General features: G+C 69.6%; 20 protein-coding genes and 1 pseudogene. 5 read left to right on the forward strand and 16 right to left on the reverse strand.

Annotated features, from left to right (window positions below; genetic code table 11):
* Positions 1-249: 249 nt before the first annotated feature.
* Both AC3ENQ_RS04420 and AC3ENQ_RS04425 read left to right on the forward strand, forming a co-directional pair.
* Complete coding sequence (locus AC3ENQ_RS04420; RefSeq protein ID WP_431802077.1) at positions 250-2,091, forward strand: ABC transporter ATP-binding protein; 1,842 nt, start codon at positions 250-252, stop codon at positions 2,089-2,091.
* Positions 2,088-3,905 carry an ABC transporter ATP-binding protein gene (locus tag AC3ENQ_RS04425; protein WP_431802079.1) on the forward strand — a complete coding sequence of 606 codons (1,818 nt, stop codon included), beginning with the start codon at positions 2,088-2,090 and terminating at the stop codon, positions 3,903-3,905. The genes AC3ENQ_RS04420 and AC3ENQ_RS04425 overlap by 4 nt, the downstream gene beginning before the upstream one ends.
* Positions 3,906-4,095: 190 nt before the next feature.
* On the opposite strand, the gene AC3ENQ_RS04430 is transcribed toward AC3ENQ_RS04425, so the two are convergent.
* The 13 genes and pseudogenes from AC3ENQ_RS04430 to AC3ENQ_RS04490 form a co-directional block, all read right to left on the reverse strand.
* Positions 4,096-4,947: an endonuclease domain-containing protein gene (locus AC3ENQ_RS04430; RefSeq protein ID WP_431802080.1), complete on the reverse strand. Its 852-nt coding sequence runs from the start codon at positions 4,945-4,947 to the stop codon at positions 4,096-4,098.
* A gap of 489 nt (positions 4,948-5,436) precedes the next feature.
* Positions 5,437-5,889, reverse strand: coding sequence for a GNAT family N-acetyltransferase (locus tag AC3ENQ_RS04435; protein WP_431802082.1), 453 nt, complete (start codon positions 5,887-5,889; stop codon positions 5,437-5,439).
* 4 nt (positions 5,890-5,893) lie between these two features.
* Positions 5,894-6,166: a hypothetical protein gene (locus AC3ENQ_RS04440; RefSeq protein ID WP_431802084.1), complete on the reverse strand. Its 273-nt coding sequence runs from the start codon at positions 6,164-6,166 to the stop codon at positions 5,894-5,896.
* A 34-nt stretch (positions 6,167-6,200) separates the two neighbouring features.
* A complete protein-coding gene (locus AC3ENQ_RS04445; RefSeq protein WP_431802086.1) occupies positions 6,201-8,000 on the reverse strand; it encodes an ABC transporter ATP-binding protein in 1,800 nt (599 codons plus the stop codon).
* The gene (locus AC3ENQ_RS04450; RefSeq protein ID WP_431802088.1) at positions 7,997-8,419 is read right to left on the reverse strand and encodes a beta-galactosidase; all 423 of its coding nucleotides are present in this window, start codon (positions 8,417-8,419) and stop codon (positions 7,997-7,999) included. Before AC3ENQ_RS04450 ends, AC3ENQ_RS04445 begins: the two co-directional genes overlap by 4 nt.
* Positions 8,420-8,426: 7 nt before the next feature.
* Positions 8,427-9,350 carry an N-acetylglucosamine kinase gene (locus AC3ENQ_RS04455; RefSeq protein WP_431802090.1) on the reverse strand — a complete coding sequence of 308 codons (924 nt, stop codon included), beginning with the start codon at positions 9,348-9,350 and terminating at the stop codon, positions 8,427-8,429.
* Positions 9,347-10,333 (reverse strand): glycoside hydrolase family 113, encoded by a 987-nt coding sequence (locus tag AC3ENQ_RS04460; RefSeq protein ID WP_431802092.1) that lies wholly within the window; start codon positions 10,331-10,333, stop codon positions 9,347-9,349. The genes AC3ENQ_RS04455 and AC3ENQ_RS04460 overlap by 4 nt, the downstream gene beginning before the upstream one ends.
* Positions 10,330-12,882 carry a glycoside hydrolase family 2 protein gene (locus tag AC3ENQ_RS04465; RefSeq protein WP_431802094.1) on the reverse strand — a complete coding sequence of 851 codons (2,553 nt, stop codon included), beginning with the start codon at positions 12,880-12,882 and terminating at the stop codon, positions 10,330-10,332. Before AC3ENQ_RS04465 ends, AC3ENQ_RS04460 begins: the two co-directional genes overlap by 4 nt.
* Positions 12,879-13,756: pseudogene (locus AC3ENQ_RS04470) on the reverse strand (carbohydrate ABC transporter permease). Before AC3ENQ_RS04470 ends, AC3ENQ_RS04465 begins: the two are co-directional and overlap by 4 nt.
* Positions 13,753-14,751: a carbohydrate ABC transporter permease gene (locus AC3ENQ_RS04475; RefSeq protein WP_431802096.1), complete on the reverse strand. Its 999-nt coding sequence runs from the start codon at positions 14,749-14,751 to the stop codon at positions 13,753-13,755. Before AC3ENQ_RS04475 ends, AC3ENQ_RS04470 begins: the two are co-directional and overlap by 4 nt.
* A gap of 16 nt (positions 14,752-14,767) precedes the next feature.
* Positions 14,768-16,000 (reverse strand): ABC transporter substrate-binding protein, encoded by a 1,233-nt coding sequence (locus tag AC3ENQ_RS04480; RefSeq protein ID WP_431802097.1) that lies wholly within the window; start codon positions 15,998-16,000, stop codon positions 14,768-14,770.
* Positions 16,001-16,164: 164 nt separating this feature from the next.
* The gene (locus tag AC3ENQ_RS04485) at positions 16,165-16,533 is read right to left on the reverse strand and encodes a nuclear transport factor 2 family protein (RefSeq protein WP_431802099.1); all 369 of its coding nucleotides are present in this window, start codon (positions 16,531-16,533) and stop codon (positions 16,165-16,167) included.
* Positions 16,534-16,535: 2 nt separating this feature from the next.
* Positions 16,536-17,030 (reverse strand): GNAT family N-acetyltransferase, encoded by a 495-nt coding sequence (locus tag AC3ENQ_RS04490; protein WP_431802100.1) that lies wholly within the window; start codon positions 17,028-17,030, stop codon positions 16,536-16,538.
* A gap of 417 nt (positions 17,031-17,447) precedes the next feature.
* On the opposite strand from AC3ENQ_RS04490, the gene AC3ENQ_RS04495 reads away from it, so the two are divergent.
* Positions 17,448-18,473, forward strand: coding sequence for a LacI family DNA-binding transcriptional regulator (locus tag AC3ENQ_RS04495; protein WP_431802102.1), 1,026 nt, complete (start codon positions 17,448-17,450; stop codon positions 18,471-18,473).
* Positions 18,470-20,608, forward strand: a complete 2,139-nt coding sequence (locus AC3ENQ_RS04500) for an alpha-galactosidase (protein WP_431802103.1) — start codon at positions 18,470-18,472, stop codon at positions 20,606-20,608. Before AC3ENQ_RS04495 ends, AC3ENQ_RS04500 begins: the two co-directional genes overlap by 4 nt.
* A gap of 69 nt (positions 20,609-20,677) precedes the next feature.
* On the opposite strand, the gene AC3ENQ_RS04505 is transcribed toward AC3ENQ_RS04500, so the two are convergent.
* A complete protein-coding gene (locus AC3ENQ_RS04505) occupies positions 20,678-21,655 on the reverse strand; it encodes an acetylxylan esterase (RefSeq protein ID WP_431802105.1) in 978 nt (325 codons plus the stop codon).
* Positions 21,656-21,973: 318 nt separating this feature from the next.
* On the opposite strand from AC3ENQ_RS04505, the gene AC3ENQ_RS04510 reads away from it, so the two are divergent.
* The gene (locus AC3ENQ_RS04510) at positions 21,974-24,190 is read left to right on the forward strand and encodes an NADP-dependent isocitrate dehydrogenase (RefSeq protein ID WP_431802107.1); all 2,217 of its coding nucleotides are present in this window, start codon (positions 21,974-21,976) and stop codon (positions 24,188-24,190) included.
* A gap of 342 nt (positions 24,191-24,532) precedes the next feature.
* Here the strand turns inward: AC3ENQ_RS04510 and AC3ENQ_RS04515 are convergent, their stop codons facing one another.
* The gene (locus tag AC3ENQ_RS04515) at positions 24,533-26,020 is read right to left on the reverse strand and encodes a L,D-transpeptidase (RefSeq protein ID WP_431802109.1); all 1,488 of its coding nucleotides are present in this window, start codon (positions 26,018-26,020) and stop codon (positions 24,533-24,535) included.
* 204 nt (positions 26,021-26,224) lie between these two features.
* Positions 26,225-26,665 carry a hypothetical protein gene (locus AC3ENQ_RS04520; protein ID WP_431802111.1) on the reverse strand — a complete coding sequence of 147 codons (441 nt, stop codon included), beginning with the start codon at positions 26,663-26,665 and terminating at the stop codon, positions 26,225-26,227.
* Between the last annotated feature and the right edge of the window lie 13 nt (positions 26,666-26,678).

Genomic DNA, 26,678 nt, shown 5'->3' on the forward strand with positions numbered 1-26,678 from the left:
ACCGAACCCTGGAGGAAGCCATGTACACGGCCATCGTCGCAGCGAAGCCCGTCGCCTTCCGTCCGTTCGGGGCGGGGGAATTCCGGGGATAACGGCTTCGCGTTCCTCATCGGCGGCATAGTCCCGTCGCACGCAGCGTTCTCTTCTTCGGACCCTTTCCGGGCACTCTTTCCGTCCCTCGCGCCCCCGGCGCGCGCCTGTCTCGCCGAGGCGCCCCTTCGGCATCCGCACCACCACCCCACGAGGATCATGACTTCCGCCACCGAGAGGCTTTCGCCGCCCCGAGAGTCCACGCCCCGACTCTCCACACCCCGGGCTCTCGCCCGCCTCTACCCCTTCGCCAAACCGGTGCTCGGTCGGCTCACACTCGGCGCCGTCAGCGCGCTCGTGGCGAGCCTGCTCGCCCTCTCGATCCCGCTCGTGCTCGAGAACCTCGTGCAGGGACCCATCGCCGACCGCGACCCCGCCGGGCTCGCCTGGGGCGCGGGCCTGATCCTGCTCCTCGGCCTGCTCGAAGCGGTGATGGTGTGGCTGCGGCGCTGGTTCGTGCTCGGCCCCTCCACCGCCGTCGAGTACCGCATGCGCACCGAGTTCTACGAGCGCCTGCAGCGCCTGCCGGTCGCCTTCCACGACCGCTGGCAGTCGGGTCAGCTCCTCAGCCGCATGATGCAGGACATCAGCATGTTGCGGCGGTGGCTCGCGTTCGGCGTGGTGCTGCTGGTCGTCAACGTCCTCACGATCCTCGTCGGCCTGGTTCTCCTGTTCCGCTGGCACTGGGCGCTGGGGCTCACGTTCCTGATCCTCAGCGCGCCGCTCTGGTACGCGGGGTACCGGTTCGAGAAGACGTACGGCGCGCTCGCGCGGCAGAGCCAGGATCAGGCGGGCGACCTCGCCACCTCCGTCGAGGAGTCGGTGCACGGCATCCGCGTCCTCAAGGCGTTCGGCCGTGGCAAGCACGCCCTCGTGAAGTTCGCGCGCCAGGCGGAGAGCCTGCGCGAGACGGAGATCAGCAAGGCGCGCGCGGTCGGGTGGATCTGGTTCTGGCTCGTGCTGCTGCCCGACCTCGCGTTCGCGCTGTGCCTCGGCGTCGGCATCGCGTTGACGCAGGCGGGGCAGTTGCGGGTCTCCGAGCTCGTCGCGTTCTTCGCGATGGCGACGGTGCTGCGCTGGCCGATGGAGTCGATCGGCTTCCTCTTCTCGTTCCTGCTCGACGCGCGGACGGCCACCGACCGCATCTTCGACGTGTTCGACGAGGTGAACACCATCACCGACCCCGCCGCGCCGCAGAGCGTTCCCGCCGTCCGCGGCGCGCTCCGGTTCGAGGGCGTGCATTTCCGGTATCAGGATGCCTCGGAGTCCGAGCGCGACCTGCTCGACGGCATCGACCTCGAGTTGCAGCCCGGCGAGACGATGGCTCTGGTCGGTCTCACCGGTTCGGGCAAGACGACCTTGACGACCCTCCCCGCGCGCCTGTACGACGTCACCGCGGGCCGCGTCACGATCGACGGCGTCGACGTTCGCGACCTGACCCTGCACGAGCTGCGCACCCACGTCGGCATGGCGTTCGAGGACGCGACGCTGTTCTCGCAGACGGTGGCCGAGAACGTCCTCCTCGGGCGCGAGGACCTTCCCGCCGGGAGCCCGGAAGCCGACGCGGTCCTCCGCGAGGCGCTCGCGGTCGCGCAGGCGGGGTTCGTCGACGACCTGCCGAACGGTGTCGACACCGTCATCGGTGAGGAGGGTCTGTCGCTCTCGGGCGGCCAGCGCCAGCGCCTGGCGCTCGCCCGCGCCGTCGCCGCCCGCCCCGCCGTGCTCGTCCTCGACGACCCGCTGTCGGCCCTCGACGTCGACACCGAGGCGCTCGTCGAAGACGCGCTCCGCGTGGTCATGGCCGACACCACGACCCTCGTGATCGCGCACCGGCCCTCGACCGTCATGCTCGCCGACCGGGTCGCGTTGCTCGAGTCCGGACGCATCACGGCGGTCGGAACCCACAGTGAGCTGCTCCGCGAGAGCGACCACTACCGCCACGTCATCTCGAGCCTCGAGGACGAAGACGCCCGCACCCGGGCTCAGGAGGTGAACCTGTGACCACGGCATCCGTCGCCGGCACCGCCGGTGAAGACCGCTCCGACTACACGAAGGAGGAGTCGCGCGCGATCCGTCAGCGCTCGCTCCGCCTTCTCGGCTCGCTCGCCTCGCCCGTCCGCTGGCAGCTCGTGCTCGCCGGTGCGGTGCTCGTCGTCTCGACGGCGCTGCGCGTCGCGGGCCCCGCACTGATCGCCCTCGGCATCAACCAGGCGCTCCCGCAGGTCATCCGCTACGGCAACTGGATGCCGACGATCATGGTCGTCGCGGTGTACCTGCTCGCCGGCGTGGGCGGTGCCGCGCTCATCGGCTGGTACGCCGTCGTCGCCGCGCGGCTCACCCAGGCGATCATGCTCGACCTCCGCAAGCGCATCTTCGTGCACACGCAGCGGCTGAGTCTCGAGTTCCACGAGTCGTACACGTCGGGACGCATCATCTCGCGGCAGACGAGCGACCTCGACTCGATCCGCGAACTCCTCGACGGTGGGCTCAACGAGCTCGTCTCCGGCATCCTGTACGGCGGATTCACGCTCATCGCGCTGCTTCTGCTCGATTGGCAGTCGGGTGTGATCCTCGCCGCGGCGGGCATCCCGCTCTTCTTTCTGATGCGCTGGTTCTACCGTCGCTCGCAGCGCGCGTACCGCGAGTCGCGTGTGGTGAGCGCGAAGGTGATCGTCAAATTCGTCGAGACGATGACCGGCATCCGCGCCGTCAAGGCGTTCCGCAAGGAGAAGCGCAACGACGAGGAGTTCGGCGACCTGTCGGGCCAGTACCGCGACGTGAACATGCGGACGTTGAAGCTGTTCGGCACGTTCGAGCCCGGCATGATGGCGGTCTCAGCCTTCGCCGTGGCGGGTGTCCTCCTGTGGGGAGGCATCCGCGTCTCCGACGGCGTCCTCGAAGTCGGCACCCTGCTGGCCGCGGTGCTGTACGTCCGGAACTTCTTCTCGCCGCTGCAGGAGGTCGCGTTCTTCCTGAACTCCTACCAGTCGGCCACTGCCGCGCTCGAGAAGGTGTCGGGCGTGCTCGACGAGCAGCCGACCGTCCCCGACCCCGAGTGTCCCGTCGACCTCTGGGAGTCGCGCGGGCACATCGAGTTCCGCGACGTCACCTTCGGCTACGGCGATGACCGGACGATTCTGCCCGACTTCTCGCTCGACATTCCGGCCGGGCAGACCGTCGCGCTCGTGGGCACGACGGGCGCCGGCAAGTCGACGCTTGCGAAGCTCGTCTCGCGCTTCTACGACCCGACGCGCGGTCAGGTGACGCTCGACGGCGTGGACCTGCGGGCGCTCCACCCGAAGGATCTCCGCCGTGCGATCGTCATGGTCACGCAGGAGGCGTACCTGTTCAGCGGGACCGTCGCCGACAACATCGCGCTCGGCAAGCCCGACGCGACGCTCGATGAGATCAAGGCGGCGGCGCGCGCGGTGGGGGCGGATGCCTTCATCGAGCGCCTGCCCGACGGCTACGGCACCGACGTCAACAAGCGCGGCGGGCGCGTGTCGGCGGGGCAGCGTCAGCTGATCTCGTTCGCGCGGGCGTTCCTCGCGAACCCGGCGGTGCTGATCCTCGACGAGGCGACCGCGTCGCTCGACATCCCGAGCGAGCGCCAGATCCAGGATGCGCTGCAGACGCTGCTCGCCGATCGGACCGCGATCATCATCGCGCACCGCCTGTCGACGGTCGCGATCGCCGACCGGGTGCTCGTGATGGAGCACGGCGAGATCATCGAGGACGACACCCCCGCGGCCCTCATCGCCGGCACCGGCAAGTTCGCGCAGCTGCACAGCGCCTGGCAGGCCTCGCTCGTCTGACCCGCTTCCCCTCTCCCCCTCGCCCCGACGTCGCGGATTCGGAGATGCGTCGCAGATTCGGATGCCTGAGCCTGAGGCATCCGAATCCGACGCGGATCTCCGAATCCGCAATCTGGACGACGGCGCTGCGCGCGCGTGTGGGGGAGCAGTGAGTGCCGGCGCCACGGCAATGCGCCGCGCGCCGGGGCGCTCAGCGCGCGAGGTGTGCGCCCTGAGCGATCGCGCGGGCGAGCGCGCGTTCCACCTCGGGCCAGCGGTAGATGACTTCCGTGTATGAGAAGCGCAGCACCGTGTACCCGAGTGCGATGAGCGCGCGGTCGTGCGCGAGGTCGCGCGTGCGGTCGGCGGACGACGAATGGAACGCGAAGCCGTCGAGCTGCACGACCAGTCGCTCACCGATCAACGCGTCGACGTCATGGCCGGCGAGCCGAACCTGCTGTCGAAGGGGCAATCCCCAGGGTCGCATGCGGACGACGAAGATCGTCTCGATGCCCGATCCAGACTGTCCGGAGAGCACTGCGCACACCTCACGCGCGGCGGGGGACCGCCACCGGACGCGGCTCAGTTCGTCGATCCGTAAGCCGTGTATCCGCACCGCCGACTCCCACAGCACGACTGCCTGCTCGCGCGGCAGGCAGTCGGCGACGTGTTGCAGGGTGTCGGCGATCGATTCGACGAGGTCGTAGCGGCTCACGGCGACGAGCGGCCGGGTCCAGTGCGTGACCACAGGTGGCCGTCGGTGATCCGTCCGCGGCGCCTGCGCTCGCGGATGCACGTGCAGATGGAGATCGGTGGGCGCGTCGCGCGGCATCCACCACCCGCGGTGCCGCGCGGCCGAGACGCACGCCAGCCGCGCCGTTGAGTCTGCCGCGGCGACCAGTGCGGGTGGCGCGGACGTGGTGGCGACCCAGTACCGCCGCACGCGCTGCACGACGCCGCCGGCGATCGCCGCGCGCAGCCGGAGCGGGTGCACTCCGGCATCCAGCACCCGCTGTCGATGAGCGATGCCGCCGTGGGAAGAGACGAGGGCCGCGATATCCATGCCCGAGATCCTGCCCGCCTGCACAGCGCGATGAGGCACCGGGCACGCGATCGGTGGACAGATCACCCGATCGCGCACCTGGGGAGGAGTCGATGGTGGGCGTCGGGGGACCCGTCGGTGTTCGTGGATTCGGAGATTCGTCGCGGAGTCGGATGCCTCGGACTCAGCCATCCGAATCAGACGCGATTCTCCGAATCTGCGATGGGGTCGCGCGCAGGGAGAGCGGTCGCGTGGAGGGCGACGGGACCTCGAAGGGGGAGCGCGGATCGAGGCCCCGCCGCGTCTGCGGCGAGGGGATGGTACTGCGGGTGCGGGCGAACGACGCGGGTGGTGCAGCTGCTGCGGGCGACGCGGGTGGTGCAGGTGTTGCGGGCGACGCGGTTGCCGCGGGTGAACCGGGCGAGTGACGCGGGTGGGGCAGATGTTGCGGGTGATCGAATCGGGTGGGAGGGCGGGTGGGTGTGGCGGATGCTGCGCGGATGCCGGGGCCTAGAGGCGGATCTCGGCGACGACCTCGCCGTACTCGGTCTCGTCGACAGGCACGAATCCGACCCGGGTGAAGAATACCTCGGGCCCGCCGTCGCCCGCCTCGTAGATGACGTCGACCCGGTCGAGGCCGCGCGTGCGAGCCTCTTCGAGCAGCCCCTCGACGGCGAAGCGCCCGACGCCGCGGCCCTGGTCGTCGGCGTCGACGTTGATGCGCCACAGTACCGAGCGGAAGTACTCGCGCGGCGCCTCGGGGTCGAAGTTCGCGCTCACGAAGCCCACGACCTCGTCACCGTCGAGAACGACGCGCTGCCACGCGGTCGCCGGATTGACGACGGCGCCCGCGACCGCGTAGCTGGTCGGGGCGAGGAACTGCTCCTGTCCGGGCTTCAGTGACATCGTGTTTACCTGGACGATCGTCGTGGCGGACAATTCGACAAGTCGCAGTTCGGCCATGCGCTCAGAGTATCCCGTAACCCGCCCCGGGTGGCACCTCGGTGACGGCGGAGCCGTCGACCTCGAACGCCCGGCGACGCCCGTCTGGGGCCGTCATGGCCACGGTGCCGATCCGCTGCGTGTCGCCTCGCCCGGCGATGACCCGCGACGGCGCGGTGATCGCGATCGCCTCCCCGTCGTCGGGGTGCTCGTCGCGCGTGATGCCGAAGGCCTCGGCGGCGGCGTCGTCGGCGCTCACGCCGTCGTGCAGCAGCCAGAATCCGTCACTGAATCTCATCGGTCACTCCTCATGGTCGATGGATGCCGACCGCTCACGTGCCGGTCTGCACCAGCGCGAGGCGGGAGTAGAGTCCTCCGGCGGCGATCAGCTCGGCGTGCGTGCCCGTCTCGACGATGCGCCCGTGTTCGACGACGACGATGAGGTCGGCTCCGCGCACGGTCGACAGGCGGTGCGCGACGATGAAGGTCGTGCGACCGCGGCGCGCCCGGTCGAGCGCCTCGGTGACGCGCGCCTCGGATTCGGCGTCGAGCGCGCTCGTCGCCTCGTCGAGCACGAGGATGCGCGGATCGCGGATGAGGGCGCGTGCGATCGCGAGCCGCTGCCGCTGGCCCCCCGACAGGCGCGAGCCGCGCTCGCCGACGATCGTGTCGAGGCCGTCGTCGGAGCCGGAGACGATGTCGAGGGCGTTCGCCTCGGCGAGCGCGGCGAACACGTCGACATCGGTGACGTCGGCCTTGCCGTAGGCGACGTTCTCGCGCACGGATCCGGCGAGCAGTACCGTCTCCTGCGGCACGATCGAGACGAATCGGCGCATCGACCGCAGGTCGACCGTCGTCAGGTCGCGTCCGTCGATGCGGACGGTGCCCGACGTCGGGCGCACGAACCCGAGGATCGTGTTGAGGATCGTCGACTTTCCCGAGCCGGACGGTCCGACGAAGGCGACGGTGCGGCCCGCGGGGATGTCGAGGTCGACCCCGTCGAGCGCGGCCTGGTCATCGCCGGGGTAGCGCACGATGACGTCCTCCAGCTGCACGTCGCCGCGCAGCTGGGTGATCTCGGTCTTGCCGCGGCTGTCTTCCACGTCGAGCTCTTCGGCGACGTCGGCGATCGAGCGCATGGCATCCATGCCGCGGGTGAAGATCGGCGTGGCGTTCATGATCATGACGATCGCGTTGGTCAGCACGCCGAAATACGTGCTGAGCAGCACCACCTGGCCCGGCGTGATGGGGACGATGCCGCTGACCGCGAGGGCGGCCGAGCCGACGAGGCACAGCAGTCCGAGGATCTGATACGAGATCCACGACAGCGCGCCGAATCGGCCGTTGAGCACGTCGAGGTCGCGCCCGGCGCGGCGCACCGAGTCGGCGCGTTCGGCGACGCGCGCCGTCGCGACGTCCTCGAGGCCGTGGCCGCGGGTGATCGGCATGAGGGCGGCCATTTCGCTCACGCGCGCCGACAGCTGCTCCACCTCGCGCCGGAAGTCCTCATTGCGGGTGGCGGCGCGCCGGCGGATGTAGACGATGAGGGATGCCGCGATCGGGATCGCGATCGCGAACACCCCTACGAACAGCGGCACCGTGAGAGCCGTGATGAGGACGGCGCCCACGAGCGTCGACAGCGCTGAGACGACCGTGGGGAACACCTGCGCGAGCATGAGCTCGAGATTCTCGACATCGCGGACGATCTTCGTCTGCACGATCGAGGCGCTCTGGCGGTTGTGGAAGCCGAGCGAGAGACGCTGCAGGCGCGCGGCGAGGCCCGTGCGGACGGTGTAGGCGAGCGTGCGGTTCGCCGAGCTCGTGAGACGCACCACGACCATGTTGAAGGGGTAGTTCAGCGCGAGCACGGCGACGGCGACGAGCGCCCACCCGCCGATGTTCTCGACGGGTCCGCCGGCGACGACGATGTCGATGATCGCGGCCGTCACGGGCGGCAGCACCCAGACCGCGCTGTCCTTGATGACGAACGCCAGGACGGCGAGGGAGAGTCCGAACCGATGCGGGCGCAGCAGGCGCAGGAGCGAGCGCAGCGGCCGTGCGCGCCGCACCGACGCGGTGAGGCTCGACTCGGGATCGACGAGCGTGATGCGACCCGTGTGCGGCGCGGTCACGATCGCCCGCCGGGGACGGACGCGGCCTCGTCCGCGCGCGCGATGCGCGTCGAGTGCTCGTGCCAGACGGGGTGGCTCGCGCACCAGCCGAAGTGGCCGCCGCTGTGGGAGCGGATGCCGCGGCGGTCGGTCGGGATGATCTCGGGATGGGCGCGGTGCAGCCATGTCGGCGGCGCGGCGGTCGGCGTCGCGAGGTCGATGCCGATTCCGGCATCCGTCAGCTCTGCGATCACCCGGTCGAACCAGCCCCAGTCCCACACGCCGTCGTCGACCTCGAGCAGGCTCCACGCGAAGACGCCGAGGGTCACGGTGTTCACCCGCGCCTCACGCATGAGGGCGACACCCTCCGCCCACACCGATTCGTCCCACTGTTCGGGGTGGTCGTCGCCGCCGAACAGCAGCCGTGCGGGGGCGCTCACACGCCGCTCACGCCGTGCCCGCCCGCTGCACGGCGGAGGTGAGCGGATGTCCGGCGTCCAGCTCTGCGAGGGCGACGACTCCGTCGATCCCCGCGCCGAGCGCCGTCACCAGCTCGAGGTCGGTGCGCCCGGCGAACGCGTCGGCGAAAGCCGCGCGCAGCGCGGTGGAGCGGAACACGCCCCCGATCGCGCATACGGCGAAGATCTCGTCGTCCTCCCGCACACGGGCGATCGCCGTCGTCACGCTCGCTGCCAGCTCGCCGGCGGCGCGGGAGGTGATCTGGAGCGCGACGGCGTCGCCGGCCTCGGCGGCCCGCGCGACGTCCGCGGCGAAGGACGCCACGACGCGCACGCGCTCCTCGTCGCCCTGCAGCGCCATGTACGCCTGCTCCAGATCCGGCCACGTCGCGCGGACGACATCGGTGAGCGCCGTCGCCGGCCCGCGGCCGTCGTAGGCGCGCATGACGGCGTCCAGCGCTTCGCGCCCGATCCAGTACCCGCTGCCGGCGTCGCCCATGATGTACCCCCAGCCGTCGACGCGCGAAACGGCGCTCGGACCGACTGCGAGGGTCACGACGCCGGTGCCGGCCGCGACGACGGCGCCGTGCCGGTCGCCGAGCGCGCCGAGGAACGAGGTCGTCGAGTCGTGCGCGAGCGTCGCTTCGCGGATGCCGGTGTCGGCGATCAGCGACAGCAGTGCGGCGGGGTCGGCGTCGCGATCGGTGAGACCGGAGATCCCCGCCGCGAGCAGCTCGGGCTGCGCGCGGGTCTGCGCGAGCGATGAGCGCACGACATCGGCGAGCTGGGGGAGCAGCGCCTCGTGGGTGTTGATGCCGCGGAACACGAGCTCGTCGCGGCCCTCGGGCGTCTGCAGACGCACCTTCATGCCGGTCTGACCCGCGTCGATCGCGAGGATGCTGCGGTCGGTCACGATTCCTCCTCGATCGATCCGCCGTTCAGGCGGGTGTAGGTCTCACGGAGGAACGATCCCGCCGGCTTGCCGTACGGGCAGTAGTCGTCGTTCCCCGCGGCATCCGCCGCGTCGTACAGACGCGCCGGCCAGTCCCAGAGGAACCAGCCGCCGACCCAGGGCCGCCGTGCGCACGCGGCGAACATATCGCGGTACCAGTCGAGCTGCGCCTGCCCCGACGGCTCACCCGGCAGGCTCCAGTCGTTCGGGATCGCGGGCGACCCCTCGCGCGACGGGCATCCCGCCTCGAGGAAGACGAACGGCTTGTCGAACGCGCGCACGACCGTCTCGATGCGGTCGAGCTGCGCGTCCCAGCCGCCGAGCGGGTAGTAGCCGCTCGACGAGATGACGTCGACGGCGTCCCACCACGTGACGTGGTCTTCTTGATACTTGTCGCAGTTGTACGTGATCAGGCCGGAGTACACCTCGCGCACGTCGGCGATGAGAGCCCGCCAGTGCGCCTCCTGCCCGTCGGCGCGCACCATCTCGCAGCCGATGCACAGCATCTCGCAGCGCTCCGCCTCGGCGAGGCGCGCCGCGTGGAGGATGAACGCGCGGTACGACGCGAACCACTGCGTCCAGGTCGGCTCACCGGGCACGTCCCAGTCGAAGAAGCCGATGTGGGCGCGCCATGTGCCATCGGCGACGTTCACGACGGGCTTCAGGCACACCTTCATGCCGAGCTCCTTCGCCTCGCGGATGGCCCACACGATCTCGTCGTCGGTCACGGTCGGCGCAGCATCGTACGGGATGTCGGTCGACAGCGGCGTCGCCTGCAGGGCGGCGTACGAGAGCGCCGTCCAGGTGACGGCCTGCTCCGCCATCGCGCGCATCGACGATGCCGCGTCGGACGTCGCCCACGTCCCGCGCACGCCGGTCCAGCCCCACGTCATCCCGCAGACGGGCGCGTCGAGCAGGGGCGGCGCGGAGCCCGCGGCCGTCATGGCGTCACCAGCTGGCCGGCGCTGCGGAGCACGCGCGGGTCGCGCAGCGCATCGGCATCCAGGGTGCCATCGTGGCGCACGAGGATGTCGGCCGCCTCCCCGGGCAGCAGGGTCAGCAGGGCCTCGACCGCGTGCGCCGTCGGGTGCACCTTGTCGACGAGCAGCGTGAGGTCGCGTGTGAGGGCGCGTGCGCGCACGGTGACGACCGTGCCGCCCTCCACCGCCCGGGTCGTGAGCTCGATGTCCTGCGCCGGGAGTGCGGAGTCTCGCGGCTCGGCGAAGAACCAGAAGCCGCGGATGCCGGTCGCCTCGGCGACGAGCAGCTCGCTCGCCGCGTCGGCCGGGGTCGCGATGCCGGGGTCGATCGGGACGACGAGCGTGCCGCGCGGGGGCACCGAGACCGGGACGGTGATGCTCGCGAGGGCGCGCCCGCCGTAGGAGAGGCGGCGCACGTCGAGGTGCCCCGTCCACTCGTCGCCGGTGTCGTTGCCGAGCGCGACCGCGAGCCCGCCGACACCGGCGACCTGGCGCGGCTGGATGGTTGCGACGCGCGGCGCGAAGGCGTTGCGCAGCGCGTGGAAAAGCGGCTTGGCGCGCTCGGCGCCGTCGATCGCGGCCCACGAGGTGACCGGCCAGCAGTCGTTGAGCTGCCAGACGATCGCACCCATCGTGTGCGGCGCCCACGACCGGAAGTGATCCAGGGCGGCGCCGACGGCGTTCGCCTGGTTGAGCTGCATGGCCCAGTGCCACGTCTCCATGTCCGCCGGCAGACGGTAGTGGGGGAGGAGGCCGTTCGTGAGCTTCGTGTTGCCCTCCGCGGCCTTCTGGTGCACGACCATTCCGCGCGATTCGGGCGTGAGCGGGTCGTCGTCGAGCGAGTCGGTGAGCGTCGTCCACGTCGGCGGTCCCTGCCATCCGAACTCGGCGACGAAGCGCGGGGTGTGCTCGCGGTAGGTCGTCCAGTCCTTGTCGTTCCACTGCCGCCACAGGTGCACCGTGCCCGAACCGTGATCGAGGGGGTGCGGCCCGGTGAGGCTGCCGCTGGGCGCCTCGCGCGTCTGGGTCGGGTCCCATCCCATGCCCGAGCTGAACGGGCTGCCCGGAACGTATGGCACGTGCGGCGCGAGCTCCGCGATGATCTGCGGGAAGAGCTCGAAGTAGTAGTGCGCCCCCCAGCTCGCTCCGTCGAGCCGGCGCTGCCAGCCCCAGTCGGCGAAGCCCTCGAGGCACTCGTTGTTGCCGGTGAGCAGCACGAGGGAGGGGTGCGAGGCGATGCGGGCGACGTTCTCGCGCGCCTCGGCCTCGATCTCCGAACGCAGCGGCTCCTCTTCGGGGTAGGCGGCACACGCGAAGAGGAAGTCCTGCCAGGTGAGCAGGCCGAGCTCGTCGGCGAGGTCGTAGAAGTCGTCCGACTCGTACAGACCGCCGCCCCACACCCGGATGAGGTTGAGGTTCGCATCCAACGCCTGGCGGAACCGCCGCTCGATGCGGGCGCGGTCCACCCGCACGGGGAGGGCGTCGTCGGGAATCCAGTTGACTCCCTTGACGAAGACCCGCTGACCGTTGACGACGAGCGTGAAGGCGTTGCCGGCGGCATCCGCCGACTGGTCCCACTCCACCGTGCGGAACCCGACCGTGCGATGGGTCGCAGCCAGCACGCCGTCCCCGTCGGTGTCACCCGTCAGTCGCACGTCGACGACGTAGCGGGGCTGCGCACCATAGCCGACGGGCCACCACCGCTGCGCCTCTTCGAGCGCGACGCGTACGCGTGCGCGGTCGCCGTCGACGACGGCGTCGGCGCTGGGCACGGCGTCTGCCAGCACGCCGGGGCCGTTCACGGTGGCGATGAGCGACAACGGGGCGGATGCCGCGGCATCCTGCGCTCCGTCGCGCTCGACGACGATCTCGACATCGACGAATCCGGCGTCGCCGTCGGGCGTCGCGGTGACGCGTACCTCGGCGAGGCGGGCACCCGACCACGATTCCAGGCGCACGGGCTTCCACGGTCCGCTCGTGAAGGTGGCGACACCCCAGTCCCAGCCGAAGTTGCACGCCGACTTGCGGATCGCCTCGTACGGCAGCGGGTAGGGCCGCGGGCGCACGCCGAGCTCGAGGCTCTGCGTGTTCGCGTACGGGATCGGGGCGCGGAAAGCGATCTCGAGGGAGTTCTCGCCCTCGACCAGCAGCGCCGCGACGTCGAAGCGGTACGAGCGGTGCTGGTTCGCCGTCTCGCCCAGGGGCGCGCCGTTGAGACGGATCGCGGCGACCGTGTCGAGGCCTTCGAACACGAGATCGTGGCGAAGGTTTCCGTCGGGTGACCACATGAAGGTCGTCTCGTAGGTCCAGTCGATGAGACCGACCCACGCGACCGCGGCCTCGTTGACGCCGTGGAACGGGTCGGGGATGAGGCCCTGGGCGATCAGGTCGACGTGCACCGTCCCCGGCACGGTTGCCGGGATCGTCGTATCGGCGACTTCGGCAGGCGCGGGGCCGGAGGCGGCGCGCAGGGTCCAGCCGTCGTGAAGCGTGCGGGAGGAGAGGCGGGTCATTTGACGGCTCCGGAGGTGAGGCCCTTGTAGATCCAGCGCTGCAGCAGCAGGAAGGCGATGAGGGTCGGGATGATGACGAGGATCGTGCCGGCGGCGATCACTTCCCACTGGGCGCCGAAAGGCCCCTTGAAGCGGAACAGCGACGTCGAGATCAGGCCTTGGGACGGCAGATAGAGGAACGGGGTGTAGAACTCGTTGTAGATCGCGATGCCCTTGATGATAACGACGGTCGCGATCGCGGGGCGCAGCAGCGGCAGCACGATGCGCCAGTAGATCGTCCACCGGTTCGCGCCGTCGATCATCGCCGCCTCGTCGAGCGAGATCGGGATGCCCTGCATGAACTGGATGAACAGGTAGATGGCGATGATGTCGGTGCCCATGAACAGCAGGATCAGGGCGGCCTTGGTGTCGTACAGTCCCATGCCGTTGATGAGCTGGAACGTGGCGACCTGGCTGGTCACACCCGGGATGAGGGTCGCCAGGAGGAACAGCCCCATCACGAGCTTCTTGCAGCGGAACGCGAACCGGTCGAGAGCGTACGCGGCCATCGTGCCGAGGAAGATCGTGCCCACAAGTGAGACGGCGAGCACGACGGCGGTGTTCACGAACCCCTCGAGCATCTTGCCGCTCGTGAACGCCGTCACGAAGTTGTCGAAGTTGAGCCAGTCCGACGGCGGATCGAACGGCCCGCTCTGGGCGTATTCCGACTTCGTCTTCAGGCTCGCGAACAGCAGTACCGACAGCGGCAGCAGCGTGACGAGGGCGGCAAGGATGAGGCTTACGTACTTTGCCGTCGTGGCGCTCAGCGCACCGACCGCGAGCGGAGGCTCCGGCCGGGGATGATGCGCCGCTCGGGCGCGGATGTCGCGGTCATGTCAGGTCGACTTTCTCGTCGGGGAAGACCTGGCGCTGGATCCACGTGACGACGAGGACGATCGCCAGCAGTACCACCGCCATCGCGGAGGCGAGGCCCACCTGCCGGAAGCTGAACGCGGTCTGCAGGGTCTGGATCACGAACGTCGCCGAACCGTTGGCGCCGCCGGTCATGATGAAGGGCACTTCGAACACCGAGAGGCTGCCGGCGATCGCGAGGATGAACGAGAGCCCGATGATGCGCCGGATGCCGGGGAAGATGATCGCCCAGAACTGCTGCCACTTGTTGGCGCCGTCGAGATCCGCTGCTTCGTACAGCTCGTGCGGGATCGACTGGATCGCGCCGAGGAAGAGCACGAAGTTGAGGCCTGTGTATCGCCAGACCGACGTTCCAGCGAGCGACCAGTTGACGATGTCGGGGTTGCCCAGCCATTGCGGCGGGTCGGCGACGCCGAACCACGCCAGGACGGTGTCGAGCGTCCCCCCGGGCTGGAAGAGGTAGAGGAAGACGAACCCGACTGCGACGCCGTTGATGAGGTAGGGAAAGAAGAGGATGCCGCGGAAGAGGTTGCTGAACCGCGTGGAGAAGCTCAGGATCGCGGCGAAGTACAGGGCGATCGCCATCTGCACGAACGAGGCGACGAAGTAGTACAGGCTCACCCAGAAGACGCTGAAGATGCGCGGATCGGTGAAGACCTGGATGTAGTTGTCGAGCCCGACGATGTTCTTCGTCAGGTCGATGCCGTCCCAGTCGGTGATGCTGTAGTAGAAGAGGTTCACCGCGGGCCAGTAGGTGAACAGCAGAAGCAGCGCGACGGCGCCGGCGAGGAAGAGCCAGGGCGTCAGCTTCTGCAGGAACGTGCGTCTCGCCGTCCCGCGTGCGCCGCCGTCCCCGCCGGGCGCGCGGCCGGAGCCGCGCACCCGACGAGACCGAGCGGGTGCAGACAGGACCGCAGGGGCATCCGCGGGTGCGGAGCCGGGTGCTGCGATCGCCATCGTGTGTCCTTCCGTGTCAGCCGGCGAGCTTTTCGACCGAGGCGCCCCAGCGCTCGTTCAGCTCGGCGAAGTAGCTGTCCTTGTCGCCGTCGGCAGCGCCACGGGCGATGTCGATGAGCTTCTGGCGGTAGATCGGTCCGTAGAGGTCGACCTGCGAGTCGTCGGCGATCTCGTTGATGAGACCCTCCTTGCCGGCGGGAGCGGGGTTGATCTCCATGAGCTCGACGCCTGCGTCGGTGAAGCCGGCGAGGTTCGGCGGCAGCTCCTTGTCGATGAGCGGCGAGATCATGCCCTGCGCCTCGGTGTAGCCCGAGTCAGCGACGACCCACTGGATCCAGGCCCACGCGGCGGCCTTCGCCTTCGAGTGCTTGCTCACGGCGAGGTTGTAGTCGCCGCCGATGACCGCGTACTGCGTGCCGTCGACGTTCGCGGGGAAGGTCATGTAGCCGATGTCGTCGGCGGATGCCCCATTGTCCTCTGCCGCGGTCTGCATCTGCGAGATCGCCCACGACCCGAGCGTCATCGCCGCGATCTTGCCGGTGCCGAGGTCGACCTTGGACTGCTCCCAGTTGGTCGTCAACGGGTCGGGCTCGGTGAGGCCCGCCGCGACGGAGTCGTAGAGCAGCGAGTCGATCGCGTAGACATCGGTGCCCTCGGTCCAGGGCGCCTTGTCCTCGGCCATCGTGATCGGCGCATCCGGGCCGTGGGTCACGACGCCGAGGTTGCCGAAGCTCTGCGTGAGCGGCCAGCCGTCCTTGTAGTTCGTGTAGAGCGGGATTGCGTCGGTGTTGTCCTTCACCTTCTGCAGCGCGTCGAGCCACTCGTCCTCGGTCGTCGGGAGCTCGGTGACGCCGGCCTCTTCGAAGACCTTCTTGTTGTACACGACGCCGTTGGCGTTGCCGCCCCAGGCGATGCCGTACTGGGTGCCGTCGTAGCTCGCCGCGGGCAGGAAGCGGTACGTGCCCTCGAAGCTCGAGGTGTCCCCGAGCGGCTCGAGGAACTGGTCGTACTGGTCGGGCTTGATCGCGGGGATGCCGATGACGTCGCCGTAGTTCGTCGTCGACATGCGGGTGAGCATCTCGCCGACGTAGTCGGTGATGCCCTCGAACGTGACGTTCACGTCGGGATACTTCTTGTTGAACTCGTCGGCGTACTTCTGGAACGTGCCGTCCTCGACGAGATCGGTGCGCCACGTGACGACCTTGATGTCGCCCTTGATCTCGCCGTCGATCGTGTTGGAGGCGTCCATGCCCTCGCCACCGCCCCCTGAGCAGCCGCTCAGTGCGATGCCCGCGACGGCGAACGCCGCTGTAGGAACCGCTCAGAGATGTCCCCCGTGCGGTTGCAACTGAAGCGATCGCACGGGGAAATGTCCACGGAGATGGTCGCCGAGCACAGGTGGACTTGTCCGATTCAGTCGTCGTTCGGGCGGACCAGCGTGCCCTGGTGATAGCGGATCACCGGAGCAATGCCACTGACGTCCCACAATGATGCGTGCCTGCTACTGCCGTCTCTCCCGGTGATGCGGTACGTCACCAAGATCAACGAAGGCGAGACCTCGTTGAACAGCCACTCATCGGTCTCTGGTTCGATGCGCGACGTCTCGGCCTCAAGGGCGGCGATCGTTGCATTCATCGTCCAACGTCGGCCCGAACGTCCGATCTCAACGAAATCGGGATGCAGGAGCTCGCGCACTCGATTCGGGTCATGTCGGACCTCGCTATCGAGGAGTGCCAGTTCCGCCGATTTGACCGCATCGAACCGGTCGCCCGTCTCCCACACAGCTATCGCACCATCCGCGCGTCGGTGATCAACGGGGCATGAGGGTCGACCTGTTCGACGCCGTCGAAACGGAACCCGTTGCGGAGGTAGAAGGCCGTCGCGCGTGGATTCTCTTTGGCCACCCACAGCATCGCCGGACCATCCCCCAGCGCGTCGTCCAGCAGCGCTTGGCCGATCCCAGTCCCGTACTGCGCAGCCAGAACGTAGATCGCGTAGAGGAGACGTTCACGCGGCGCCTCTTCGCCATTGACACCCTCATCCGGACCTACCCAAGCGAATCCGACGATCTCGCCATCGGCCTCAGCTACTCGAACGAGCATGTCGTCACGCGGGTGCGTCAGAACGTGCTGCCACATCCGGTGACGACCCGCGACGTACTGCTCGGAGAAATAGTCCTCCGGTAGCAGGTGTGTGTACGCCTCCTTCCACGTCGCGACGTGAAGATCGGCGATCGCCAGCGCCTCGTCCGAGCGCGGCTCCCTGATCGAAAATGCCATCCGCCCATGCTGTCAGAACTCGCGACGTTCGACCGAAATGTCCAGATGGACACATCGTGGACATTTCGCCTGCGAAATGGACAACTCCAACCGGAACCTACAGCCGCGATGGCCACGAGTCTTTTGCGTGCCATGTCTTTCTCCTTGTCAGGTTCACCCTTGAAACCGCTCACGCGCCGAGCCTCCTCCTTCGAGGCGGCGCGCGCGGCCCACAGTAGCCACACATTCCGCGCCTCCACAAGGCGCTGATGTCAACGCTGTCTTGCCATGTCTGCACCGCGATGCGGAAACTGAAATAGCCGCTGATCGGGTATAAAAAGAAGGCACTCGAGCTTGATTGCACCCCTCATGTCCGAAGAATGTCTATCGTCGTCATTTCCCGTATGGACTGATAATCTGATGCCGACAGGAGGACCGATGACGGTTCAGCAACGTGCGACGCTCGACGATGTCGCCCGGCTCGCGGGAGTGAGCTCCAAGACGGTGTCGCGCGTGTTCACTCAGCGCGAGCTCGTCGCGCCGCAGACGGTGGACCGCGTGCTCTCGGCGGCCAAGCGCCTGAGATTCCGGCCCAACACGCTGGCGCAGGGGCTCCGGCGCGGCGGCGGCACGAAGACCGTCGGGTTCATCATCGGTGAGCTGAGCAACCCGTTCTACTACAAGGTGGCGGCGGGCATCGAGAAGGAGCTCGGCGCCCACGGCTTCAGCCTCGTCGTCGCGACGACCGACGACACCGAAGAGGGCGAGGGGCGGGTCGCCGACGCGCTGCTCGCGCAGCGTGTGGGCGCCTTGATCCTCATCCCGGTGAGCGAGGATCAGTCGTATCTCGAGGGCGAGCGCCAGCTCGGTACGCCGATCATCGCGATCGACCGCCCCGCGCGGAACCTCGCGGCCGACTCCATCGTGCTCGACAACCGCGCCGCCGTCCTCGAGGCGACGCGCCGGCTGACGCGCATCGGGCACCGGCGCGTCGCGTACATCTGCAACCCGGCATCCGTCTACACGCAGGTCGAACGGCTGACGGGATACCGCCAGGCGATGGCGGAGGCGGGCGTCGCCGACACGGCGCCGTGGGAGATGCTGCGCGACGATCTGGCCCTCGACCCCGCGAGCCTCGTGCGCGAACTGATGTCTGTCCCCGAACCGCCGACCGCGATCGTCGCGGGGAACAACCGGATGACCATCGGGGCGCTGCGCGTGCTGCGCGAGATCGTCGACGACGGCCGGACGGCGCTGATCGGTTTCGACGACTTCGACACCGGCGATGTGCTCGGCGTGTCGGTCATCTCGTACGACCCCCTCGAGCTGGGGCGACGCGCGGCCGAACTCGCCATTGCGCGCATCGCCGATCCCTCCGGCTTCACCCAGCAGATCACCCTGCCCACGTGGATCATCGAACGCGGCACGGGCGAGCGTCGCCCCCCGCAGGAGGACACTGCATGACGGCCGACCACATCCATCTCGAAGCGCACGGCACGGCGCTCGTCCTCGAAACGCGCACGCACGGGTTGCCTGCCGTGCTGCACTGGGGTGCGCCGCTCGGACCCGTCTCGCCCGAGGACCTGCGGGCGCTGAGCGAGGCCCTGAGCCGCCAGTCGCCCGCGGGCTCTCTCGACGCGGCGTGGCAGGTGCCGATCGTGCCGGCCGAGGCGGACGGCTGGTCGGGCCGCCCGGGTGCGCAGGTGCGTACCGCGGCGGGACTCCTGTTCCCCCGCTGGGCCGTCACGTCGGTGGATGCCGACGCCGACCGTGTCGTGGTCGCCGCGCGCGACGGCGCCCTGGGTCTCTCGCTGCGCTGGGAGGCGGCCATCGAGACGGGGGGCGTCGTCTGGGTCGATGTCGCGCTGCGCAACGACGGCACGGGCCCGGTCGAGGTCGACTGGCTCGAGCCCGCCCTTCCGGTGCCGACGTCGACGACGCACCTGACGACGTTCGACGGACGCTGGACGCGCGAGAAGCGACCGGTCACGAGCCTGATCCCGGCGGGGTCCACGGTGCGGCAGTCACGACGAGGGCGCCCCGGCCACGACGCGCCGACCGTCGGCATCCTCTCCGTCGACGAGCCGCGCTGGGGCCGCGGCGAGAGCTGGGGTGTGCACGCCGCGTGGTCCTCCGACACGACGTACCGCACCGACCGCGTCACCGACGCCGTGACTCTCCTCGGTGCCGGTGAGCTGCTGCGGCCCGGTGAGCTGGTGCTCGCCCCCGGCGAGGAGTACGCCGCGCCGCGCACCGCATTCGTCTGGACGGATGCCGGGCTCGACGGCTTCGCCGCCCGCGTGCACACCTGGATGCGGTCGCGACCGCAGCACCCGCGGACGGAGCGTCCGCTGACCCTCAACACCTGGGAGGCGGTGTACTTCGACCACGATCAGGCGCGCCTGGTCGCGCTGGCGGAGCTCGCGGCATCCGTCGGGTTCGAGCGGTTCGTGCTCGACGACGGGTGGTTCGCGGGGCGCCGCGACGACACGACGAGTCTCGGCGACTGGGTCGTCGACCGAGACGTGTGGCCGGAGGGGCTCGAGCCGCTCGCCGCCCGCGTGCACGAACTCGGTATGGAGTTCGGGCTGTGGTTCGAGCCCGAGATGATCAGCCTCGACTCCGATGTCGCCCGCGCGCACCCGGACTGGCTGCTGCACGACCCGTCGTATCTGGCGCACGATCCCGCGCTGTCGTGGCGCTCGCAGTATGTGCTCGACCTCGCCGATCCCGGCGCGTACGCGCACGTGCGCGACCAGATCACGGCGCTCGTCGGTGCGCTCGGCGTCGACTTCATCAAATGGGACCACAACCGCGATCTCGTCGACGCCGTCCACGGCGGCCGGCCCGGCGGTCATGCGCAGATGCTCGCCGTCTACCGGCTCATCGCCGAGCTCAAGGCCGCGCACCCGGGGCTCGAGATCGAGTCGTGCTCGAGCGGTGGAGCGCGTACCGACCTCGGCATCCTGAGCGTGACTGATCGCGTGTGGGCGAGCGATTCCAACGACCCCGTCGAGCGACAGGACATCCAGCTGTGGACGGGCCTGCTGCTGCCGCCCGAGCTCGTCGGCGCACACGTCGGCCCAGAGCATTCGCACAGCTCCGGCCGGACGACCGACCTGTCCTACCGCATGGCGACGAGCCTGCTCGGCTCGGCGGGGTTCGAGACCGACATCGCCGTGCTCTCCGACGAAGAGCTCGCCGTCGTCGCGCGGTTCGCGCAGCTGTACCGCGAACTGCGGCACGTGACTCACTGGGGGCGCGTCTCGCATCCCGATCTGCGGGACCCCGCATGGCGGGTGACGCAGTTCACGACCGACGCGGCGGACGAGGCGGTCGTCGTCGCCGCGACGGTGCGCAGCCTCGAGGACGCGCGCCCGGAGCGGCTGCGCCTGGCCGGCCTCGACCCCGCGCGGCGCTACCGCGTGCGAGTGCGGGGTGAGATCGGCGCCCCGCGCAGCGCCTCGTGGATCACCCCCGCGTGGATATCGGCGGGCGAGGTGACGCTGACCGGCGCTCTCCTGACCGAGGTCGGCCTGCAACTGCCCGCCCTGTGGCCCGCGCAGGCGATCGTGCTGCATGTGACGGCTTGCATGTGACGGCGGCTGCCGAGGGGTGAGCCGCCCGCTCGGCGAGAGCCGACTGGCGACCTCACGGGGCGCCGCGCGTCAGACGCGCGCGGCGAGGAAGGCGGCCTGTGCCCGCCACTGGTGGGCCTGTCCGCCTTCGTGCTGGTTGTGCGGGTAGATCTCGATGTGCTTGTCAGCGCCCCGGTAGTGGTTGAAGGCCGCGTACACGGTCGACGGCGGGCATACCGGATCCATCAGGCCGACCGAGAAGAGGGTCGCGGCATCCGCGCGCTTCGCGAAGTTCGCGCCGTCGAAATACGAGAGTGTCTCGAAGACGCGATCTTCGGCGCCGCGGTGCACCGCGAGGTACTGCACGACCTCTTGGTAGGGGAACGCGTCGGTGAGGCCGACCGCGCGCTCGAAGTGGCACAGGAACGGCACGTCGGGCATCGCGGCGACGAGGCCCTCGGCCAGGCCCGCCGCCGCCAGCGTGATGCCGCCGCCCTGGCTGCCGCCGACGACCGAGACCCGCGCCGCGTCGACGACGTCGAGTGAGCGCATCGCGTCGATCGCCCGGACGGCGTCGGTGAACACGCGCCGATAGTAGTAGTCCTCGGGGCTGTCGATGCCGCGTGTCATGAAGCCGGGGACGGCTGGGCCCGACCCGTGCGGATCAGGGGTATCGCCGCCGTTGCCCCACACCGAGCCCTGTCCGCGCGTGTCCATGAACAGGTGCGCATAGCCGGATGCCGCCCAGCCCAGTCGCTCGAAGGGCAGGCTGCGCCCGCCGCCGTAGCCGTTGTACTCGACGACGGCAGGCAGCGGTGTGCCGGCATCCATCGCCCCCGTCGGGAGCAGGAGCCACGCCTTGATGGGGTCGCCCGCGAAGCCCGGGAACGTCACGTCGTACGCGTCGAGCTGGGTGAGCGGCGTCTCGATGGGCGTGACGACGACCTCACCGCCCGCGGCCCGGGCGTCGGCGATCGTCGCGCGCCAGAAGTCATCGAAATCCGCGGGCTCACGGACGTCGGGAAGATAGGTCTGCAGGTCGGCGAGGGGGAGGTCGAAACGCGGCACGACGCCAGGCTATCGCTCCCGCGCACGGTGCCCGAGCGCCACAGAATCGGAAGATCGCGACGGATTCGGGCGCGGTGGCCGCAGGCATCCGAATCTGTCGCGAATCTCCGAATCGGCGCCGCCCGCGTGCGAATCCGCGCCGTCCCGGCGCACGCGCAGTTATCTCGATATCAAGATACTTTTCCGGGTGCGATAGGGTGGAGGACGATCCCGACGTGCCCGCGCTCTGCGCGAACGAGCTCGCGCGAAGCGGTGCGGCGCTGGTCGCCCAGCTCATCGTCGCGATCGCCCGCGAGACGCTCCGAAGGAAGATCACCCGTGCCCGACTCCACCATCATCTACACGCACACCGACGAAGCCCCGGCCCTCGCCACCGCTTCGTTCCTGCCGATCGTCCAGGCCTTCGCCGGCCAGGCGGGCGTCGACATCGACACCCGCGACATCTCCCTCGCCGCCCGCATCCTCGCGGCGTTTCCGCAGCGCCTGACCCCCGAGCAGCAGGTGGGCGACGCCCTCGCCGAGCTCGGCGGACTGGCGACCCTCCCCGCCGCGAACATCATCAAGCTGCCGAACATCTCGGCATCCATCCCCCAGCTGAAGGCCGCGATCGCGGAGCTGCAGGGCCAGGGCTACGACATCCCCGACTATCCGGACGACCCGGCGACCGTCGAGCAGAAGGACATCCGCGCGCGCTATGACCGCATCAAGGGCTCCGCCGTGAACCCTGTGCTGCGGGAGGGCAACAGCGACCGCCGTGCACCGCTGTCGGTCAAGAACTACGCGCGCAAGCACCCGCACACCAACAAGCCGTTCGCGCCGGGATCGAAGACCCGCGTCGCGACGATGTCGACGCACGACTTCCGCAGCAACGAGAAGAGCTGGATCGCCGCGCACGACGACGTGCTGAGCGTCCGCCACACCGCCACCGACGGCACCGTCACGGTGCTGAAGCAGGGACTCAAGGTCCTTCCGCGCGAGGTCGTCGACGCGACGTTCCTCTCCGCCAAGGCGCTGGATGCCTTCCTCGCCGACACCCTCGCTCAGGCGAAGGCCGAGGATGTCCTCTACTCGGTGCACCTCAAGGCCACGATGATGAAGGTCAGCGACCCGATCATCTTCGGCCATGTCGTGCGCGCCTTCTTCGCCGACGTCTTCGACACGTACGGCGCCGAACTCGCCGAGGCGGGCCTCAACGGCAACAACGGCCTCGGCTCGATCCTCGCGGGGCTCGGTGACCTCGCCGACGGCGAGGCGATCTCGGCACGCATCGCGCAGGACCTCGAGGCCGGCCCGCGTCTCAGCTACGTCAACAGCGACAAGGGCATCACGAACCTGCACGTGCCGTCGGACGTGATCGTGGATGCCTCCATGCCCGCCCTCATCCGCAACGGCGGCAAGCTCTGGGGCGTCGACGGCGGCGAGGACGACACGATCGCGGTCATCCCCGACTCCTCCTACGCCGGCGTCTACCAGGCGGTCATCGATGACGTCATCGCGAACGGTCCGCTCGACCCGGCCACGATCGGCACCGTGCCGAACGTCGGCCTCATGGCCCAGGCGGCCGAGGAGTACGGCAGCCACGACAAGACCTTCGAGATCCCTGCCGACGGCGTCGTCGAGGTGCTCGACGCCGACGGTGTCGTGCTCATCGAGCACGTCGTCGAGAAGGGCGACATCTGGCGCGCCACCCAGACCAAGCACCTGCCGATCATGGACTGGGTGCGCCTCGCCGTCTCGCGCGCCCGCGCGACCGGTGCCCCGGCGGTCTTCTGGCTCGACGTCAACCGCGCGCACGACGCGCAGCTGATCGGCAAGGTGCACCAGGCGCTTGCGACGCTCGAAACGAGCGACATCACGATCGTGATCCTCCCGCCCGCCGAGGCGACGAAGTACTCTCTCGCGCGTCTGCGCAAGGGCGAGGACACGATCTCGGTCACCGGCAACGTGCTGCGCGACTACCTCACCGACCTGTTCCCGATCCTCGAGGTGGGCACATCGGCGAAGATGCTCTCGATCGTCCCGCTCCTCGCGGGTGGGGGCCTCTTCGAGACCGGAGCCGGCGGCTCGGCTCCCAAGCACGTGCAGCAGCTGCTCGAAGAGGACTACCTGCGCTGGGACTCGCTGGGCGAGTTCTTCGCCCTCGCCGCGTCGTTCGAGCACCTCGCCGACTACACCGGCAACGCGAAGGCGAAGGTGTTGGCCGACACGCTGGATGCCGCGACCGGAACGTTCCTCGAAGAGGACCGCTCGCCGGGCCGCAAGCTCGGCACGGTCGACAACCGCGGCAGCCACTTCTACCTCGCGCTCTACTGGGCGCAGGAGCTCGCGAACCAGACGGTCGACCCCGAGCTCGCCGCCGCATTCGCCCCGATCGCGGAGAAGCTCGCGGCCGACGAGGAGACCATCGTCGCCGAGCTCGCCGCCGTCCAGGGTGAGCCCGTCGACATCGGCGGGTACTACCACCCCGACGCCGAGAAGGTCGCCGCCGTCATGCGCCCGTCCGCGACCCTCAACGCGGTGATCGACGCGCTGTAATCCTCTGACGCTCTGACGCTCTGACGCGAGAGGGGCCGGATGCCGAGGCATCCGGCCCCTTCTCCGTTGCGACGGGTGGTCTCGATACACCGCGGCTGCGCCGCGGCACTCGACCGGCGAAGGCGTGGCGCGCGACGCCCCTGGTTCCCGCGAGACCGCGCGTTCTCGACGAGACCCGGCGATGAAACACGCGGTCTCGTCGAGAAAACAGGGTCTCGGGGCCGGCGGACGGCGCGCCGCGCGCGGGCGCGCCGCGGCACTCGACCGGCGAGTGGTTGCGCGACCTATCGGTGATCGAGTGCGTCCGCGCCGCGGGCGGGTATCGAGATCACGCGCCCCGGGTCAGGTGTGGATCCACACGTCGACGCCGTTCGGCGCCCAGTCGTAGATCTGCTTCGCACGCGAGTTCGGCATGCCGACGCATCCGTGGCTCTGCTTGGTACCCCATTTGTTGTGCCAGTACACCCCGTGGAACGCCTGGTTCCCGTTGAAGTACATGATCCACTGGATGTTCTCGACGCGGTAATCCCAGTAGCCGCTGCCGTCCTCGCCGGCGCCGCTCGACATCGTCTGCACGTCGTGGTGCGAGTTGATGCGGTAGCGGCCCGTGATGGTCGGGGAGTACTGCCCGGGCGAGTCCTTGCCGCTCGAGATCAACCACGAGTCGACGACGTTGCCGTTCTCCTTGAGGTACAGGCGCTGCTCGCTGAGGTTCACCTCGAGCAGGCGCTCGAGCTTCGTCGTGACGGCGGGGGTGACCTCCACGGGCAGGGCGTACGCGCCGTTGCCGGACGCGAGCTGCGCCGCATAGTCCTGCGCGACGTTCGAGGTGTCGCCCAGCACGCGCCCGTCGTGCCCCGGAATCGTCGTCCGCAGCACGTCCCCGCTGGAGTTCGTGATCACGGTGCCGTTGGCGGGCGCCTGGTCGACGAGCGGCTGCAGGGTGTCGACGAGAGGCTGGATCTTCGCGGCATCCGCCGTCACGGCGAACGTGCCCGAGTCGTCGGGGGCGATCGTGAGCCAGCTCGCCGCGGTCGCGGCGTCGACAGGGACCGTGCGCTCGTCGCCGACGTAGAAGCCCGCGTTGCCGAGCATGGCGTTCGCTTGATCGGCGGCGGCCTGGGCGTTCTCGGTGGTCGCGGGAGAGGCGACGACCGTGGCGGTGGGGTCGATCGTGACCGAGGTCTCGCCGGCGACGAACGCGTCGTGCAACTGCTTCTCCACGGAGGCGACGTCGATGCCCGAGCCGTCGACGGCGGGCGTCACGACGAAGGACGCGCCGTCGAAGGCGACCGATGCCGGCGTCGGTTCGGTCCAGGCATCCGGCAGCGCCGCGCGCAGCGCCTCGGTGGTCTTCTGCGTGTCGATGGTGACGGGGGCGTCGATGGCCTCACCGTTCCACTGGGTGACGTTCCACAGCGGGCGCTCGGCGAACGCCGTGTCGGCGAGCGCTTTCGCGTCGACGCTCGCGCCGAGGTCGGCGCCGGTCAGCTCCGGCCCGCCGTCGCCGAGGATGAGCGTCGTCTCGGCGAGGCGCTGGTCGATGGCGTCGGTCGCAGCGCCGGCGGTCTGCCAGCCGACCGGGACGCCGGCGACGGCGGTTCCCGGGGCGATGAGGACGAGCGAGGCGACGACGGCACCGGCCGCGATGACGGCGACGGGGGCGGCGATCCACAGCCAGAGACGCTTCTTCTTCCGCGCGGGCTCGGCAGGCGCCCACTGCAGCGGGGCGTCGGATGCCGAGGCGTCGATCACCGCGGTCGTGCTGTCGTCGGTCGGCCGCTCGTCCGACGAATCGTCGGCCTTCGGCGTTGTCGCCAGATCGGTCACTGCGGCACCCCCCGGTTCGGCGCGGATGGTCTGAACCACAGCGCGTCCGCACACTCGCGCTGTTCTATGTTACGCGAACGCGGCGCGAGGGGCCGATCCGGGAAATCCAGGGCCGGTCGCCGTGCTCACCGGCGTGCTCCAAGGCGTGCTCACGCGCCGCGATCACAACACGCGCCGTGCTCACGAGGCGTGTGCGCGAGGCGCTCACGACGCGCCGCAGAGCTCGCCGAGCGCCGTCAGCGAAGACCCGATCGTCCCCGTCGCCTCCTGCAGGCGGGGGAGGGCGCCGAGGTCGCCGCCCGCGATCGCCTGCAGCGCGGCGGCCGCATCGGAGAAGCCCGTCTGCAGGCGCGGCAGCTCGGCGCCGACGTCGGCGTTGGCGACGCCTGCGACCGCCTCGCCGATCGTGCCGGCGACCTCGGTCATCGCGGTGGCGGAGGCGGCCGGATCCGTCGCGTCGAGCTGCTGCAGCCCCGCTGCCGCAGACGCCACGGCCTCGCGGACCACGTCGCACGCCGCCGCGACACTCTGCGTCGACGCGGTCGGCGAAGGCACGGTCGCGTCGGCGGTCGCGCCACAGCCGGAGAACAGGAAAGCGGCGACGACGGCGATTCCGACGGTGATCAGGCGGATGCCGGAGTGCATGGTGATCCTCCAC

The sequence above is a fragment of the Microbacterium sp. bgisy203 genome (assembly GCF_057706945.1).